A 14240-nucleotide genomic window follows, 5' to 3' on the forward strand; every position below is an offset into this window, starting at 1 on the left:
CGGTCAAGGGCCCCGACGACGAGTTCAACGGCCGCTTCGCCTGGGTCATGGACCCCGAGGGCAACAAGGTCGAGCTGTGGGAGCCCCGGGATCCGGCGTAACGCGAGCTAGCACCCCGGGCTGCTAGGTGTCGACCCGCTCGAGCTCGAGGATCACGTCGCCCGCGCCGAGGTCCTGCTGATCCTCGGCGACGATCTTCACGACCTTGGCCCGCGCCGGGAGCTTGGGGTCGTCGTAGTTGAGCCGGGTGAAGGTCTTCATGATCTCGAGCAAGCCGATCGTCTGGCCGCGCTCGAGGATCTGACCGAGCTCGACGAACATCGCCTTGTCTGGCCCCGGCCGCCGGTAGAAGCGGCCGCTCGACGGTGAGGCGAACACCAGGGCGCCCTCGTCGGTGCCCGGGCTCGCGCCGGCCTCGGTCGCGGCCACGAGCTCGCCGCCGAGGGCGTCGGGGTCGAGGGTCAACAGCGGCGCGCCGTAGTCGACCGGGCGCCGGGCGAGCTCGTCCTGGCCTCGGCCGTCGACGACCCCGAGCGCACCCTCGGGCGCGCACAGGCGATGGTGGACCCCGAGGATCTCGACGGTGCCGAGCGAGTCGCCGGGGCGGACGAGCGCTCCGAGCTCGGGCGCGTCGCACCACAGGCCCGGCGTCGGAGCCAGAAGCGAGAGCCGGCCGTCGTCGTGGCGCGCGAGAGAAGCGGTGAGCGAGGGAACGAACTGGCGGCTGTCGGACATGGGCGGGGCGCGATGTTAGCTTGTCTTCGGGCTCCGACCGGCGGAGCCTGCGCCGGAGGCGCTGTCACTCGACCACGCTCGGATCGCCGATGGGGATCGCGGATCGGCGTTCGAACGAGGTTGGCTGTCGAAGACGCCAAACTGGTGGTGTACTCGATCGCGTGGAGCCCGCGGAGGCCGCCAAGCACCTTTGGCCCAGCACACCGGCGTGGCCGGTCATCGGTCACCTGCCCGGCATGATCAGCCTGGGCCTGGTCCCCTTCATCGAGAGCGTGTGGCGTGAGCTCGGAGACTGCTTCGAGTTCCGCGCTGGCGCCGAGACGATCAAGGTCATCGTCCACCCCGACGACGTCGAGGCCATGCTCCTGCGTCGCCGTCACAAGTACACCAAGGGCGCGTCCTACGATCAGTTCCGCCGCCTCGTCGGCCGGGGTCTGATCAGCAGCGAGGGCGCGCTGTGGCGCAGACAGCGGAGGCTGATCCAGCCCAGCTTCAACCGCGACACGATCACCGCCCTCGGGCAGGGCATGGTCGCGCAGGTCGACGTGATGCTCGAGCGCTGGGCGGCGGCGGATCCGGGCGGCGGCGTCATCGACATCCACGCCGAGCTCATGCGCCTGACCCTCGAGATCACCGGGGAGGCGCTGTTCGGGCTGCGCTTCGCCGAAGACCGGGCGTCGATCTCGACCCGCGAGTTCTCCGACGCGCTCGGGGTCGTGGCCGCGCGGATCACCGCCCCGCTCGAGGCCCCGCGCTGGCTCCCGACGCCGGGCAACATCAAGCTCGAGCGCGCCATCGCGAGCCTCGATCGCGTGGTCATGCGCATCATCAACGAGCGCCGACAAGGCGGCGAGGATCACGATGATCTGCTCGGCGCGCTCTTGCGTGGGTCCGACGAGCGCGGCGACGCGCTCGACGACGAGCTCTTGCGCGACGAGGTCCTGACCATGTTCCTGGCCGGTCACGAGACCACCGCCGTCTCGCTCGGCTGGGCGCTGTGGCAGCTCCGCGAGCAGCCCGAGGTCCGCGCCCGGATGCTCGAGACGATCGACGCCGCCGTCGGCCAGCGAGGCCCGACGAGCGCCGACCTCCCGGCCCTCGCCTACATCAAGCAGGTCTTCTACGAGAGCATGCGGCTCATCTCGCCGGTCTGGACCGGGGCGCGCAACTGCGTCGAGCCCGACGTCCTCGGCGAGGGCTACGCCGTCGAGCCGGGCACGCGGGTCATGAACTTCATCTGGCTGACCCACAGGCACCCCGAGTTCTGGGACCAGCCCGAGCGCTTCGACCCCGAGCGCTTCGCCCCCGAGGCGATCGCCAAGCAGCACAAGTTCGCCTACCTGCCCTTCACCCACGGCCCGCGCAAGTGCGTCGGCGAGCACTTCGCAACCCTCGAGTCGGTCTTGGTCCTCACGCGATTGTTTCAGCGCGTCGAGCTCGAGGCCGTGCCCGACTTCGAGCCCGAGATGGACTTTCAGCTGACCACGCGGCCGCGCAACGGCCTGATGATGCGCTGGCGCCCGCGGGCTCGAGTCGCGGGCTGAGCCCGCGCTGTGGTCTCAACACGCGCTGAGCTCCTCGGCGAGGCGGTCGAAGACCACGCGTAGGCGGCGGCTGGTGTTGAGCTCGCGGTGGGTGGTCAGCCAGGTGGGCACCGGGAAGGGGGGGAAGTCCTCGAGCGCCCGCACGACCCGGGGCTCCGGGTCGCCGACCTCCTCGGTCATGATGCAGATGCCGACCCCCTGCTTCGCCAGCTCCCACTGCACGAGCTGGTTGCCGACGATGACCGGGAAGTTGTCCGGCGTCAGCGACAAGCCCATGGCGTTGAGCCCCTTGATTAAAGTGTCGCTGCGGTCGAAGCCCAGGAACTGGCCCTTCGACAGATCCGCCGCGGTGGTGGGGTTGCCCAGACGCGCGAGGTAGTCCGGGGTGGCGTAGAGCCAGGCGCGCCCGTCCCTGACCTTGCGGGCGACGAGCTCGGGCTGCTTCGGCCGGAAGCTGCGCACGGCGATGTCCGCTTCTCGCCGGCCCAGATCGCTGGTCGCGTTGGTCGCGACGAGCTCGATCTCGATGCCCGGGTGGCTCTCCCGCAGGCGCGCGACGATCGGCGGGAGCACGTAGAACGCCTCGATCTCGGCCGCGCTGATGCAGACCTGCCCGTCGATCGACAGCGACTGGCCCGCCGCGGTCAGCGAGACCCGGACCGCCGCCTCACCCATGGGCCGCACGTGCTCGAGCAGGTCGTTGCCCGTGGCCGTCAGCTGCAGGCCGTGGCCCACGCGCTCGAACAACACGACGTCGAGCTCCTGCTCGAGGGCGGCGACCTGCCGTCCGATCGTGGGCTGTGAGATGCCCAGAGCCCGGGCCGCGGCGGAGAAGGAGCCCTCCTCGGCGGTCACGAGGAAGGCCCTCGCCCGATTCCAGTCGAAGGTGGTGGAACGCCAGTCCATGCAAGAATGCATAGCATGGATGCGAGTTCGGCGGATTTACCAGTCAACTTCGCATGGGTAGAACTCGAAGCACGAACCCAAGCAACGAGGTTGATCTCATGAAGGCTGCATTCCAAGACCAGTTCGGCTCCCCCTCCATTCTCTTCATCAACGAGGTCGAGCGCCCCGCGATCGCGCCCGACCAGATCCTCGTGCGCGTCCACGCCAGCCCCGTGACCCAGGGAGACCGCAGGCTGCGCGCTGCCGACTTCCCCGGGATCAGCGCGGTGATCGGCCGCCTGATGTTCGGCCTGTTCCGGCCCCGGAACCCCATTCCGGGCACGATGTTCGCGGGGCGGGTGGTTGAGACCGGCGACGAGGTCACCCGCTTCGCGGTCGGCGACGATGTGTTCGGCAGCGTGGACAACAGCGCCCAGGCTGAGTACGTGGCGGTGGCCGAGGACGGCGCGGTCGCGCGCATGCCCGCGGGTGTCGACTACGCCGAGGCCGCCGCGGTGCCCTACGGCGCAGCGACGGCGCTGTCTTTTCTGCGCGACGTGGGTCGCGTGCAGCCGGGCGACAAGGTGCTGATCGTCGGCGCCTCGGGCGGGGTCGGCCGCTACGCCGTGCAGATCGCCCGCCACCTGGGCGCAGAGGTGACTGGTGTCTGCAGCGAGCGGCACGCGGAGCTGGTTCGGAGCCTGGGCGCCACCCGCGTCATCGACTACGCCAAGCAGGACTACACCGCGGGCGACGCCACCTACGACGTCATCTTCGACACCTCGTCAGGCGGCGGCTTCCGAGCGGCCCGCAAGGTCCTGGCGCCGAGCGGTCGCTACCTCACCGTCTACCTCAACCTGCTGGTGCTGGCGCAGATGCTGGTGACGGCGGTGTTGGGCGGGCCCAAGGTCCAGGGCGCCGTCGTGCTCGGCAATCAAGAGCTGACGCGCGATGTCGCCGACCTGCTCGCGCAGGGGGCGATCCGGCCGGTGCTCGCCGCACAGTTCCCCCTGGACCAGGTCGTGGAGGCGCACGCCGAGCTCGAAGACAGGCGGCCCGGCGGCGAGGTCATGGTCCTGATCGGCTCCCCGCCGGCCCAGCAAATGGCCTCCTGAGCGATGAGCGAGCGACGAGCTGGGCCCCGGTCACCGGGGCCCGGACGAGCGCCGCGACCCCAAACAGGTCGCGTTGGCTTCGCCGTGTCTCGAACCGTGAGCTCGACCAGGTGAGGCACGCCTCACGGAAGCCAGATGAACTCGTTCGGGTACTGGCCAGAGGTCGTGCTGTTGCCCGAGTAGGTCAGGTCGGACGTGGTCGACCCGTAGCCTTGGCGGTGCCAGGCGCCGCCGTAGTTGGACGCCGAGTTGGACACGAAGTCGATCGTGTCCATGTTGATGGTTCCGTAGACGGTGAACAGGCCGCCGCCCCACCCCGTGGCGACGTTGCTGCTGAAGTCGACGCGCTCGAGCTCGGCCGCGCCAAATTGGACGTTGGCACCGCCACCATTGGTAGCGCTGTGGTTGGTGTCGAAGCTGACATCGCGCAGGTGGACCTCGCCCTCGTAGCTATACAGACCGCCCCCGAGATGGCCATGGTTGTTGGCGATCTCGATCCTGGTGTCGTTCCCCGGCTCGATCCACGAGTGGAGCGCGCCGCGGTGGATGGTGATCCCACCGCCCTGAGAGATGCCGGTGTTGGAGGTGATGCGGGTCCCGTCGCGGAGGACCGCCAGCGCCCCCTCTTCATGAATCCACACGCCGCCGAAGCCGCCGACGTTGTCGCGCACGCTGACATCGCGCAGTCGCACGGTCCCGCGGACGTTGATCCCTCCACCCGCGTCGGCACCCGTGACGTCGAGGTTCTCGAGGATCAGGTCGATCCCGGCCGGAACTTGGACGACCCACGCCCCCCCGCCAGCGTCGAGCACGGGGCGCTCGCCGGCCTTGCCGCGGACGCAGACCGACTCGTCGACGACCAAGCTCGCGCCGTAGGACTCCGAGCTGGTCAGCGAGATGATCTGATTGCGCTCGGCGACAGCGAGCGCATCCGCGACGTTGTCGTACGCGCAGCCCGAGTCGCAGACCTCGAGCTCGGGCAGCGCCGGGTTGCAAAAGGTGTCACAGATGCCATCGCGGTTGCTGTCCATGCAGGTCAACACCCGGATGTTGTCGAGCCCGGTGTTGCCCTCGACGTGGGCACCGAGCACGGTCAGCGAGTCGGCGCTGTCGATGCGGTACGTGTCGGACCCCTCCAACCCACGGATGTCCCAGCTCGAGGTCGTGACGTCGGACCGGCCGAAGTACGCGTCGCTGGCGTTGAGTCGACGCTGACCGTGAATATCGTCGACGTTCGACCAGATGACCGCCCTGATGATCTGATCGGAGAACTCGAACTGGACATCGCTGACCGTGCCGAGCTGACCCTCGACATCGAAGTGCAGCAGCGTGCTGCGGTAGCCGCCTGGCGGCAGGATGTCGGCGTTGGTCGGCGTGTCCTTGGATCCCTGAAAGACTTGCCCGAGGTCGGTGTCGAGGTCGACGAGGTGGTCGACGTACAAGGTGTCGTCCTCGTCGATGACGGCCCAGTGGGGATGGATCTCGCGCCACTCTTGGATCTGCACGATGTGTTCGTGCTCAGTCTGGCCGGCGCTGAGGTCGAGCGGGACGGCGCAGCTCGTGGTCAGACTGTCGTCGTCGCCGTCGATCAGGCCGTCGCCGTCGTTGTCGAATCCGTCACAGACCTCGACCACGCCGTCGGTCGGATGGGCCGGGGCTGGGACCGACTCGACGTTCGGCTGGCCGGGCACGTCGAGCTGATCGAGGTCATCGATCTCGGTGAGCACTTCGGGCTGGAGATCGCAGCCAGCGAAAAGCACGAGGGCGATGGGGAGTGCGAGGGGCTTTGGAGTCGTCTTCATGACTCCCAAGCTGGCACCTGGGCGCGGATCGGTCAGCGAGAGATCGTGCCAATGAAGTGGGCTTTCGTGCCAATCTTTCCTGCTGTTTCAACCTGGAATCAGGCCCGAAAGGTGCGCTGCCGCCAGGCTCGTGGGCTGCAGTCGTGCCAGCGACGAAAGCTTCGGTGGAAGGCGCTGGGCTCGCTGTAGCCGACCATTAGCGCGATCTCGGCGACCGAGTGATCCGCGTGCTCGAGCCAACGCTCGGCGAGTTGCTGGCGAGCGCGCTCGAGCTCCTTGCGGAAGGTCGTGTTCTCGGCCTCGAGCCGACGGTTGAGGGTCCGGTCGCTCATGCCGAGGCTGCGGGCGTACCACGAGCGGCTCGTCTGCCCTTCGGGCAAATGACGCTCGAAGTAAGTCCGCAGCCGGCGCGACAGCGGCGGCTCCTCGGCCGCGGTCGCGTAGGCGCCGAGCAGCGGGGTACAGCCAGCGAGTAGCTCGGGCCGCGCTTCGAGCACCGGCAGGGACAAGGTCGCGGGATCGAGCTCCATGACGTAGCCCTCGGCGCGAAACTGCGGCGTGAGGGCCAGGACCCGCTCGAACTCGCGCGGGTCTCCGAGCGGCGGGTGCTTGGCCTCGACTCGGACCGGGACAAAGTCGACGTGGGTCAGGAGGCGGCCCAATTTCACCAGCGCGAGGAGCATGGTCAGCGGCGCGGGTCCGACCATCGTGGTGTCGACCCGGACGACCCCCGTCGTCTCGTCGAAGGACCAGCGCGCGACGTTGGTGAGCACGTTCTGGTAGCGACAAAACACCCGCACCATCGCTTCGTAGGTCGCGCAATGGCGCAGCGCATGCCCGAGCAGGCCCATGCTCGACAGCGAGAGCTGCTCGAGCGCGACGAGCTCGATGTTGACCCCGCGATTGCGGCTGACGATCTCGCGGCCGAGCCCAGCTTGGTGAGCATAGGGGATGTGTGTGTCAGGGTCGGCGAGGGTGTCCTCGGTCAGCGAAGCCGCCGTGAGCAACTCCGAGCGCGGGATCCCGAGCGAGATGCCTGCACGCAGCAGCGTCTGAACTACAGCGACCAACGCGTAGGGGCCTTGTGACGACATGGCCCATGATACAGATCTGGCGCGATCGTCGAGTCCACACTCCTGACGCTCGTCGCTTTCGCGTCAAGTCCGAGCGCCTGCGCCAAGCAGCCGACCACCGACGCGACCCAGGCCTCGAGTTTGAGCCCGAGATGGACTCTTAGCTGACCACGCGCCCGCGCAACGGCTTGACGATGCGTTGGCAGCCCCGGGCGTGATGCTCAGCGGGGCCCGGACGAGATCACCGCGAGGTCGTGCAGCGACCAGATCCGCGGGTTCTTGATCCGCCGTGACCCGGTGTTCTGATAGGCCATCTCGACCAACGCCGCGAGCCACGGCCGCAGCTCGTCGAGCCGCACGATCTCGTCCGTGTCCATCTGCCGCCCGGCGACAAAGGGATCCATGTCGGCCTCGATCCGCGCGGCCACGGCCGACATCCCGGCCTCGATCTCGGCGCGCTCGTCGGGATCGCTGGTCACGATCTCGAAGTCGTCGTCGAGCTTGGTGTTGTAGGTCGCGATCGCCAGGGTCCGACCCTCCATGACCGAGAGCCGCGAGATCGTCGTGCTCAGCTGCACGATCGGGTCGTAGGGCAGCCCGCTCATGGCGTAGTAGCCCGCGCCCGAGGCCTTGCGCAGCAAGACCGTGAACATCGGCACCTCGTTGGTGCTGTTGGTGTAGATCAGGCTCGAGCCGTAGCCGAGCAGGCCCTGGGCCTCGGCCTCGGCGCCGACGTCGAAGCCGGAGATGTCTTGCAGCCAGATGATCGGGATGCCGTCGGCGTTGCAGGCCCGCGAGAACGCGCTGATCTTGGCGATGCCGCCGCGGTAGAGGATCGCCGCGGGCCGCTTGCGATCGCGGCGCTCGGGATCGCCGACGAGGCCCTGGCGGTTGATGATGAACCCGGCGTAGAGGCCCCCGATCCGGCCGACGCCGGTGATCATCTCTTCGCCGGTCTCGGGCATCAGCTCCCAAAACAGGCTCTGATCGCACAGCCGCGCGAGGACCTCGGTCGCGTCGTAGACCTCGCGGTGATCGGGCGGGATCAGCCCGGCGAGCTCGCGGGCCTGATGGAAGGGCTCGACGGACCCGCGGCCGTGGCGGTGAAAGTCGGCGCCCGAGCTGGGCAGCTTGGCGAGCTCGCGGCGGATGCACTCGATCGCGACCTCGTCGTTGGGCACGCGGACGTCGGCGCAGCCGCTTTGGTGGACGTGGACCTCGGGCCCGCCGATGTCCAAGCTGGTGATCTTCTGGCTCTTGGCGCCTTTGATCAGCGCGGCCCCGGCGATGACCATGTAGGCCTGCTCGGTCATGTACACGCGATCGGAGATGATCGGCATGTAGCCGCCGCCCGCGATGCAGTCGCCGAACACCCCGGCCACCTGCGGGACCCCGTGGGCCGAGAGCAGCGCGTTCATCTTGAAGATGTGCCCGGCCCCGGTCGCGCCCGGGAACGAGCGCGACTGCTCGGGCAAGAACAGGCCCGAACAATCGACCAGGTAGACCGTCGGGATCCGCAGGCGCAAGGCCATGGTCTGGGCCCGCTCGATCTTCTCGGGGGTCTTGGGCCACCACGAGCCCGAGGCCACGGTGTTGTCGTTGGCGATGACCATGCACCAGCGGCCCTCGACCTGGGCGAAGGCGGTCACGACCCCGGCCCCCGGCGACTCGAGCCCGCGCTCGCCGAAGCTCAGGCCCCAGTTGACGAAGGTCCCGACCTCGAAGGCCTCGGTGCCCGGATCGATCAGCATCGCCAGGCGCTCGCGGGCGCTGAGCTTGCCGCGCTCGTGGAGGCGGGCGAGGTACTTTGGACCCCAGCCCTGGTGGACCTTGGCCCGGCGCTCGGCGAGCACGGCCTCGCGCTCGGCGAGGGTCTCGCGGTACTCACGGAAGGTCCGCTCGTCACAGACCTGGTCGCGGGGGGAGCCGATGGGCGCGAGGGGGACGATGGCCATGGGGGGTCTCAGTCGGCGGGCGCGGTCGGGGCGGAGTAGCCCGGGATCGCGCGGGTGTCGTAGCGGTGCGCGCGGAAGTCTTCGTTGCGCAGGATCTCGAGGTGCATGGGGATCGTGGTTGCGACGCCCTCGCAGGTCAGCTGCTCGAGCGCGCGGATCATGAGGTCGCAGGCCGCGTCGCGTTGCTCGGCCCAGGTGATGACCTTGCAGATCAGGCTGTCGTAAAAGGGCGGGACCTCGTAGCCCTCGCGCACGTGGGTGTCGACGCGGACCTGCTCGAGCTCGCTCGGGATCTCCCACTTGGTGATCACGCCGGGCGAGGGCCGAAAGTCCTTGGCCGGATCCTCGGCGTTGATCCGGCACTCGATCGCGTGGCCGCGCAGCGCGAGCTCGTCTTGGGTCAGGGACAGCGGGTGCCCGGCGGCCACGCAGATCTGCTCGCGCACGAGGTCGACCCCGCTGCGCATCTCGGACACGCAGTGCTCGACCTGGAGGCGGGTGTTCATCTCCATGAAGCGGAGCACGCCCGGACCCCCGGACGACTGATCGAGGAGGAATTCGATCGTCCCGGCGCCGACGTAGCCGATCGCGCGGGTCGCCTCGACGGCCGCGGCCAGGGTCCGCGCGCGCTCGTCGGGGTCGAGGACCGGCGAGGGCGACTCCTCGATCAGCTTCTGGTGGCTGCGCTGGATCGTGCAGTCACGCTCGCCGAGGTGGACGACGCCGCCGTAGCGGTCGGCCATGATCTGGATCTCGACGTGGCGCCCGCCCTCGATCAGCTTCTCGAGGTACAGGCGCCCGTCGCCGAAGGCCGCGAGGGCCTCGGCGCTGGCCGCGTTCCAGGCCTGCTCGAGCTCGCTGGCGGCCCGGGCCGCGCGCATGCCCTTGCCGCCGCCGCCGCTCTCGGCCTTGAGCAGCACGGGGTAGCCGACCTCGTCGGCCACGCGCCGGGCCTCGTCGAGGCTGGCCAAGATTCCGTCGCTGCCGGGGATCACCGTGAGCCCCGCGGCCGCCATCGCGTGCTTGGCCGGGGTCTTGCTGCCCATCAGGCGCATGACGTGGGCGGGCGGGCCGATGAAGGTCACGCCGTGCTGCTCGCACAGGCCCGCGAAGCGGGGGTTCTCGGCCAAGAAGCCCCAGCCGGGGTGGAGCGCCGAGCACCCGGTCTGGCGCGCGGCCTGGACCACCCGCGCGAGCGCGAGGTAGCTGTGCGTGGACCGAGCGGGCCCGAGCACGACCTGCTCGCGGCCTTCGGTCCAGGGCGCGCCGCGGTCGGCCTCGGACACGCCGAACACCGGGGTGATCCCGAGCGCGTCGCAGCTTCGCGCGATGCGGACCGCGACCTCGCCCCGGTTGGCGATGAACAGGCGATGAAAGCCGGCCATGGGGGCCGGAAGGTAGCACGACTGGTGTTTGGGAGCCCTCGCAACCACGGACTGGTTTGGGGAGCCCTCGCAAGCGCGCTTCGGGAGCCCGAGGGAGGGCTCCGGGCTCAGTCCTTCGGGATCGACTCGGCGTCCTTCAAGAAGCGCGCGAGCCCGCTGTCGGTCAGCGGGTGGTGGATCAGCTTGGCGATCACGCCAAAGGGGATCGTCGCGACGTGCGCGCGCAGGCGCAGGGCCTCGACCACGTGGGTCGGCGAGCGGACCGAGGCGACCAGGACCTCGGTGTCGAGCTCGTAGGCGTCGTACATCTCGACGATCTGCTCGACGAGGCCCATGCCGTCGTGGCCGATGTCGTCGAGCCGGCCGACGAAGGGCGAGATGTAAGTCGCCCCAGCCTTGGCCGCGAGCAGCGCCTGCAGCGGTGAGAAGCACAGCGTGACGTTGGTCTTGATGCCCTCGTTGGACAGGGTCACGACCGCCCGGATCCCGGCCTCGATCAGCGGGACCTTGACGACGATGTTGGGCGCGATCGTGGCCAGCTCGCGGGCCTCGTCGAGCATCGCCTCGTAGTCCGTGGCCAGGACCTCGGCGCTGACGGGCCCGGGAACCAGCGCGCAGATCTCTTCGAGCACCGCGCGCATCTTCTTGCCGGTCTTGGCGACGAGCGAGGGGTTGGTGGTCACGCCATCGAGCACGCCCATGGCCTTGGCGGCCTCGATCTCGCTGATGTCTGCGGTGTCGATGAACAGCTGCATGTCAGCGCTTGATCGCGCAAGCCCAGGGCGGATGCAAGCGCAGGCGGTGCGTCAGCGCTCGGACAGCGCCTCGACCAACGCCTCGCTCGACGGGATCGGCAGCGAGCAAGTCTGGGCCCGACACACGAGGGCGTCGGGCTCGGGCTTGGTGGGCGCGATCACGCACGAGAGCGCGACCGGCCAGGGCAGCGACGCCCGGGCCCGGCGGACCGCGGCGGCCAGCGCTTGGCCAGCGGCCGGGCTCGCGGCCCGGATCGTCACGTGCATCGCCCGGTCCCCGGCCCACTGCGCGGCGTCGATCAGCCCGGCGTAGGCGAAGGGCCGGGCGCTGGCCTTGGGGAAGCGGCTCAGCGTCTGCTCGAGGAGCTCGCGGGTGCCCGCGGGCGCGCCGTGGCCCGCGGGGGCGCCGAGCTCGAGCCGCCCGAGCACCTCGACCGCGGCCGCGAGCCCGCTCGGCAGCGGCGAGTCATGCTGGCTCTCGGTCCGCTCGATCAGGGCCTCGCTGTCGTCGGCGGTCGTGAACATCCCGCCGCCCTCGCGCCGATGGTGCGCGCTGAGCTCCCGCGCGAGGGTCTCGGCCTCGGCCTGCCAGCGCGGCTCGAGGGTCAGCTCGTGCAGGTCCAGGCACGCCCGCGCGAGCAGCCCGAGATCCTCGAGGAAGGCCCGGGTGTGCCCGACGCCCTCCCACGAGGCCCGCAGCAGCCGGCCGTCCGCGTCGCGGTGGACGGCGAGGAGCGCCTCGCAGGCCCGGCTCGCGACCGCGGCCCACCGCTGGGCCCGAAGGGGCTCGGCCCAGACCTCGGCGGCGCTCGCCGCCCGACAAAACCCGGAGATCGCCAGCGCGTTCCAGGCCGTCAGGACCTTGTCGTCACGCAGCGGGGGGACTCGGCCGTAGCGCAGCTCGAGCAGCTTCGCCCGGGCCGGGGCCAGCTCGAGGTCGAGGGCCGGGGGGATCGGCTCGGGCCGGTGCAGGGCCGACATCCCGTGCTCGAAGTTGCCGGCCTTCGTGACCCCGTAGGCCCGCGCGAACAGCTCGCCCGTGGCCTCGCCGAGGGCGTCCTCGAGCTGCGCGGGCGTCCAGCAAAAATACTTGCCCTCGACGCCCTCGCTGTCGGCGTCGGTCGCCGAGTAAAACGCGCCCGCGGCGGGCCCCTGGTCGACGCGCATGTCGGCGACGAGGTAGTCGGCCGTCTCCTCGACGACCCGGCGCAAGAACGCGCGCTCGCCCGTCGCCCCGAACGCGACGCTGGCGTCGGCGTAGAGGCCCAGGAGCAGGGCGTTGTCGTAGAGCATCTTCTCGAAGTGGGGGATCAGCCACTCGCGGTCGGTGCTGTAGCGGGCGAAGCCGCCGCGGAGGTGATCGTAGATGCCGCCGCGCCACATCTTCTCGAGCGTGAGGTGGAGCGCGCGTGACACGGGGCCCAGGTCCTCGCGCGCGGGCTCGCGCAGCTCCTCGCGGGCGAGCCCGAGCAGCAAGGTCAGGCCCGGGACGTTGGGAAATTTCGGCGCGCGCCCGAGCCCGCCCCACTCGGGGTCGATGCGATCGGCGAGGCGTCCGCCCGCCTCGGTCCACGCGCCGTGGCTGGCGAGGCTCAGATCCACGCCCGCGGCGGCGTCCTCGTCGGTGCCCTTGGCGATGTCGGCGAAGCCCTTCATGAAGGTCTCGGCCTGGGCGAGCGCGTCCTCGCGCTTTTCGGCCCACAGCTCGGCGAGCGCGGACAGCACACGCGGGAAGCCCGGGCGCCCGTAGCGATCCTCGGGCGGGAAGTAGGTCCCGCCGTAGAAGGGCCGCTGATCCGGGGTCAGGAACACGGTCAGCGGCCAGCCCCCGCCCTGGCCCATCAGCGCGACGACCTTCTGATAGATCGCGTCGATGTCGGGCCGCTCCTCGCGGTCGACCTTGACGTTGACGAAGTGCGCGTTCATCAGCGCCGCGATGCGCGGGTTCTCGAACGACTCGTGGGCCATGACGTGGCACCAGTGGCACGCGCTGTAGCCGACCGAGAGCAGGATCGGCTTGTCCTCGTCCTTGGCGCGCGCGAGCGCCTCCGGGCCCCACGTGAACCAGTCGACTGGATTGTCGGCGTGCTGCTGTAGATAGGGGCTCGTCGACTGGGCCAGACGGTTCTTCCGGGGCTGCGCCATGGCCGGAGTGTGGCTGACATCGAGGGCAGATCCAGCCCGGCCCGTGGCGAAGCTGTGCGCGGTGCGCTTCGCGTCTCGCGCCGCTCGTGCCCCGGCGCGGTGCGTCAGCTCTCACCGGCGAATTCCAAAAGCTCGCGCGCAGCTTTGGCTGGCAGCCAAAAGTTGTTATCTTCCGCGCCCCTTGGAGAGGTGTCCGAGTGGTCGAAGGTGCCAGACTCGAAATCTGGTGTGGCGCAAGTCACCGTGGGTTCGAATCCCACCCTCTCCGCTACCTGAAAACGTAACCCCCGAGAACGTGCCTGTCTGAGGACGGGCCCGCTTCAGCTCGGACTCGAGCGGCGCCCGCCGCTCGAGCACACCATGGAGAGGTGTCCGAGTGGTCTAAGGTGCATGACTGGAAATCATGTGTGGGGCAACCCACCGCGGGTTCGAATCCCGCCCTCTCCGCCCGGTCGACGCTCATGAGCTTCATGGTGTACGACCGTCCATGCCCCGGGTGACGCTTCTCCCCCCAACCCCGCCAGGGCCGGAAGGCAGCAACGGTAAAGGGGAGGGCGGGTGCCCGCGGGCTTACCTGTTCCTTTTTGACCCCCGCGGCCGTTAGCGACTCTGCCACGCACGGCCGCTGCGCGGCCGGTCGCGGACTCGCTTCGCTCGCCCGCTCGGTGGGCTGGTGTGAGCTTCGCCGTCGTCTGCGTGGCCCCCTAGAAGGGGGGGTTTTTTTGACCCCCGCGGCCGTCAGCGACTCTGCCACGCACGGCCGCTGCGCGGCCGGTCGCGGACTCGCTTCGCTCGCCCGCTCGGTGGGCTGGTGTGAGCTTCGCCGTCGTCTGCGTGGCCCCCTAG

The 14240-nt window shown here is 69.7% G+C and carries 10 protein-coding genes, 2 tRNA genes and 1 other RNA gene; 5 read left to right on the forward strand and 8 right to left on the reverse strand.

What is annotated here, in order from left to right:
* Window positions 1–123: 123 nt before the first annotated feature.
* Window positions 124–735 carry a biotin/lipoyl-containing protein gene (locus ENSA5_RS01440; protein ID WP_106389755.1) on the reverse strand — a complete coding sequence of 204 codons (612 nt, stop codon included), beginning with the start codon at window positions 733–735 and terminating at the stop codon, window positions 124–126.
* A gap of 161 nt (window positions 736–896) precedes the next feature.
* On the opposite strand from ENSA5_RS01440, the gene ENSA5_RS01445 reads away from it, so the two are divergent.
* Window positions 897–2279: a cytochrome P450 gene (locus ENSA5_RS01445; RefSeq protein WP_181197165.1), complete on the forward strand. Its 1383-nt coding sequence runs from the start codon at window positions 897–899 to the stop codon at window positions 2277–2279.
* 15 nt (window positions 2280–2294) lie between these two features.
* Here the strand turns inward: ENSA5_RS01445 and ENSA5_RS01450 are convergent, their stop codons facing one another.
* Window positions 2295–3185, reverse strand: a complete 891-nt coding sequence (locus ENSA5_RS01450) for a LysR family transcriptional regulator (protein WP_106389757.1) — start codon at window positions 3183–3185, stop codon at window positions 2295–2297.
* A gap of 98 nt (window positions 3186–3283) precedes the next feature.
* Here ENSA5_RS01450 and ENSA5_RS01455 point away from each other — a divergent pair, with 98 nt between their 5' ends.
* Window positions 3284–4279, forward strand: a complete 996-nt coding sequence (locus tag ENSA5_RS01455; RefSeq protein ID WP_181197167.1) for an NAD(P)-dependent alcohol dehydrogenase — start codon at window positions 3284–3286, stop codon at window positions 4277–4279.
* Window positions 4280–4401: 122 nt separating this feature from the next.
* Here ENSA5_RS01455 and ENSA5_RS01460 read toward each other — a convergent pair whose 3' ends face one another.
* The 6 genes from ENSA5_RS01460 to ENSA5_RS01485 all read right to left on the reverse strand — a co-directional run bounded on the left by ENSA5_RS01460 (window position 4402) and on the right by ENSA5_RS01485 (window position 13394).
* A complete protein-coding gene (locus ENSA5_RS01460; RefSeq protein ID WP_146155203.1) occupies window positions 4402–6006 on the reverse strand; it encodes a hypothetical protein in 1605 nt (534 codons plus the stop codon).
* Window positions 6007–6179: 173 nt separating this feature from the next.
* Window positions 6180–7175 carry an AraC family transcriptional regulator gene (locus ENSA5_RS01465; protein ID WP_106389760.1) on the reverse strand — a complete coding sequence of 332 codons (996 nt, stop codon included), beginning with the start codon at window positions 7173–7175 and terminating at the stop codon, window positions 6180–6182.
* Between the two features lie 200 nt (window positions 7176–7375).
* Window positions 7376–9109: an acyl-CoA carboxylase subunit beta gene (locus ENSA5_RS01470; RefSeq protein ID WP_106389761.1), complete on the reverse strand. Its 1734-nt coding sequence runs from the start codon at window positions 9107–9109 to the stop codon at window positions 7376–7378.
* A gap of 8 nt (window positions 9110–9117) precedes the next feature.
* Window positions 9118–10494 (reverse strand): acetyl-CoA carboxylase biotin carboxylase subunit, encoded by a 1377-nt coding sequence (locus ENSA5_RS01475; RefSeq protein WP_106389762.1) that lies wholly within the window; start codon window positions 10492–10494, stop codon window positions 9118–9120.
* 107 nt (window positions 10495–10601) lie between these two features.
* Entirely contained in the window at window positions 10602–11249 is a 648-nt protein-coding gene (fsa, locus tag ENSA5_RS01480; RefSeq protein ID WP_106389763.1) for a fructose-6-phosphate aldolase, read from the reverse strand.
* 51 nt (window positions 11250–11300) lie between these two features.
* Window positions 11301–13394 (reverse strand): thioredoxin domain-containing protein, encoded by a 2094-nt coding sequence (locus tag ENSA5_RS01485; protein WP_106389764.1) that lies wholly within the window; start codon window positions 13392–13394, stop codon window positions 11301–11303.
* Between the two features lie 183 nt (window positions 13395–13577).
* Here ENSA5_RS01485 and ENSA5_RS01490 point away from each other — a divergent pair.
* The 3 genes from ENSA5_RS01490 (at window position 13578) to ffs (ending at window position 13972) form a co-directional block, all read left to right on the forward strand.
* Window positions 13578–13662: transfer RNA gene (locus ENSA5_RS01490), tRNA-Ser, on the forward strand.
* A gap of 94 nt (window positions 13663–13756) precedes the next feature.
* Window positions 13757–13841 (forward strand) — tRNA-Ser (locus tag ENSA5_RS01495).
* Window positions 13842–13878: 37 nt separating this feature from the next.
* An RNA gene (gene ffs, locus ENSA5_RS01500) (signal recognition particle sRNA small type) lies at window positions 13879–13972 on the forward strand.
* The last annotated feature ends 268 nt before the right edge of the window (window positions 13973–14240 follow it).

This window comes from Enhygromyxa salina, assembly GCF_002994615.1.
Lineage (GTDB): Bacteria > Myxococcota_A > Polyangia > Nannocystales > Nannocystaceae > Plesiocystis > Plesiocystis salina_A.

Coding starts and splice junctions, on each gene's coding strand:
- ENSA5_RS01475 (WP_106389762.1), bottom strand. CDS start 10,494: ATGGCCGGCTTTCATCGCCTGTTCATCGCCAACCGGGGCGAGGTCGCG.
- ENSA5_RS01440 (WP_106389755.1), bottom strand. CDS start 735: ATGTCCGACAGCCGCCAGTTCGTTCCCTCGCTCACCGCTTCTCTCGCG.
- fsa (WP_106389763.1), bottom strand. CDS start 11,249: ATGCAGCTGTTCATCGACACCGCAGACATCAGCGAGATCGAGGCCGCC.
- ENSA5_RS01485 (WP_106389764.1), bottom strand. CDS start 13,394: ATGGCGCAGCCCCGGAAGAACCGTCTGGCCCAGTCGACGAGCCCCTAT.
- ENSA5_RS01470 (WP_106389761.1), bottom strand. CDS start 9,109: ATGGCCATCGTCCCCCTCGCGCCCATCGGCTCCCCCCGCGACCAGGTC.
- ENSA5_RS01465 (WP_106389760.1), bottom strand. CDS start 7,175: ATGTCGTCACAAGGCCCCTACGCGTTGGTCGCTGTAGTTCAGACGCTG.
- ENSA5_RS01455 (WP_181197167.1), top strand. CDS start 3,284: ATGAAGGCTGCATTCCAAGACCAGTTCGGCTCCCCCTCCATTCTCTTC.
- ENSA5_RS01450 (WP_106389757.1), bottom strand. CDS start 3,185: ATGGACTGGCGTTCCACCACCTTCGACTGGAATCGGGCGAGGGCCTTC.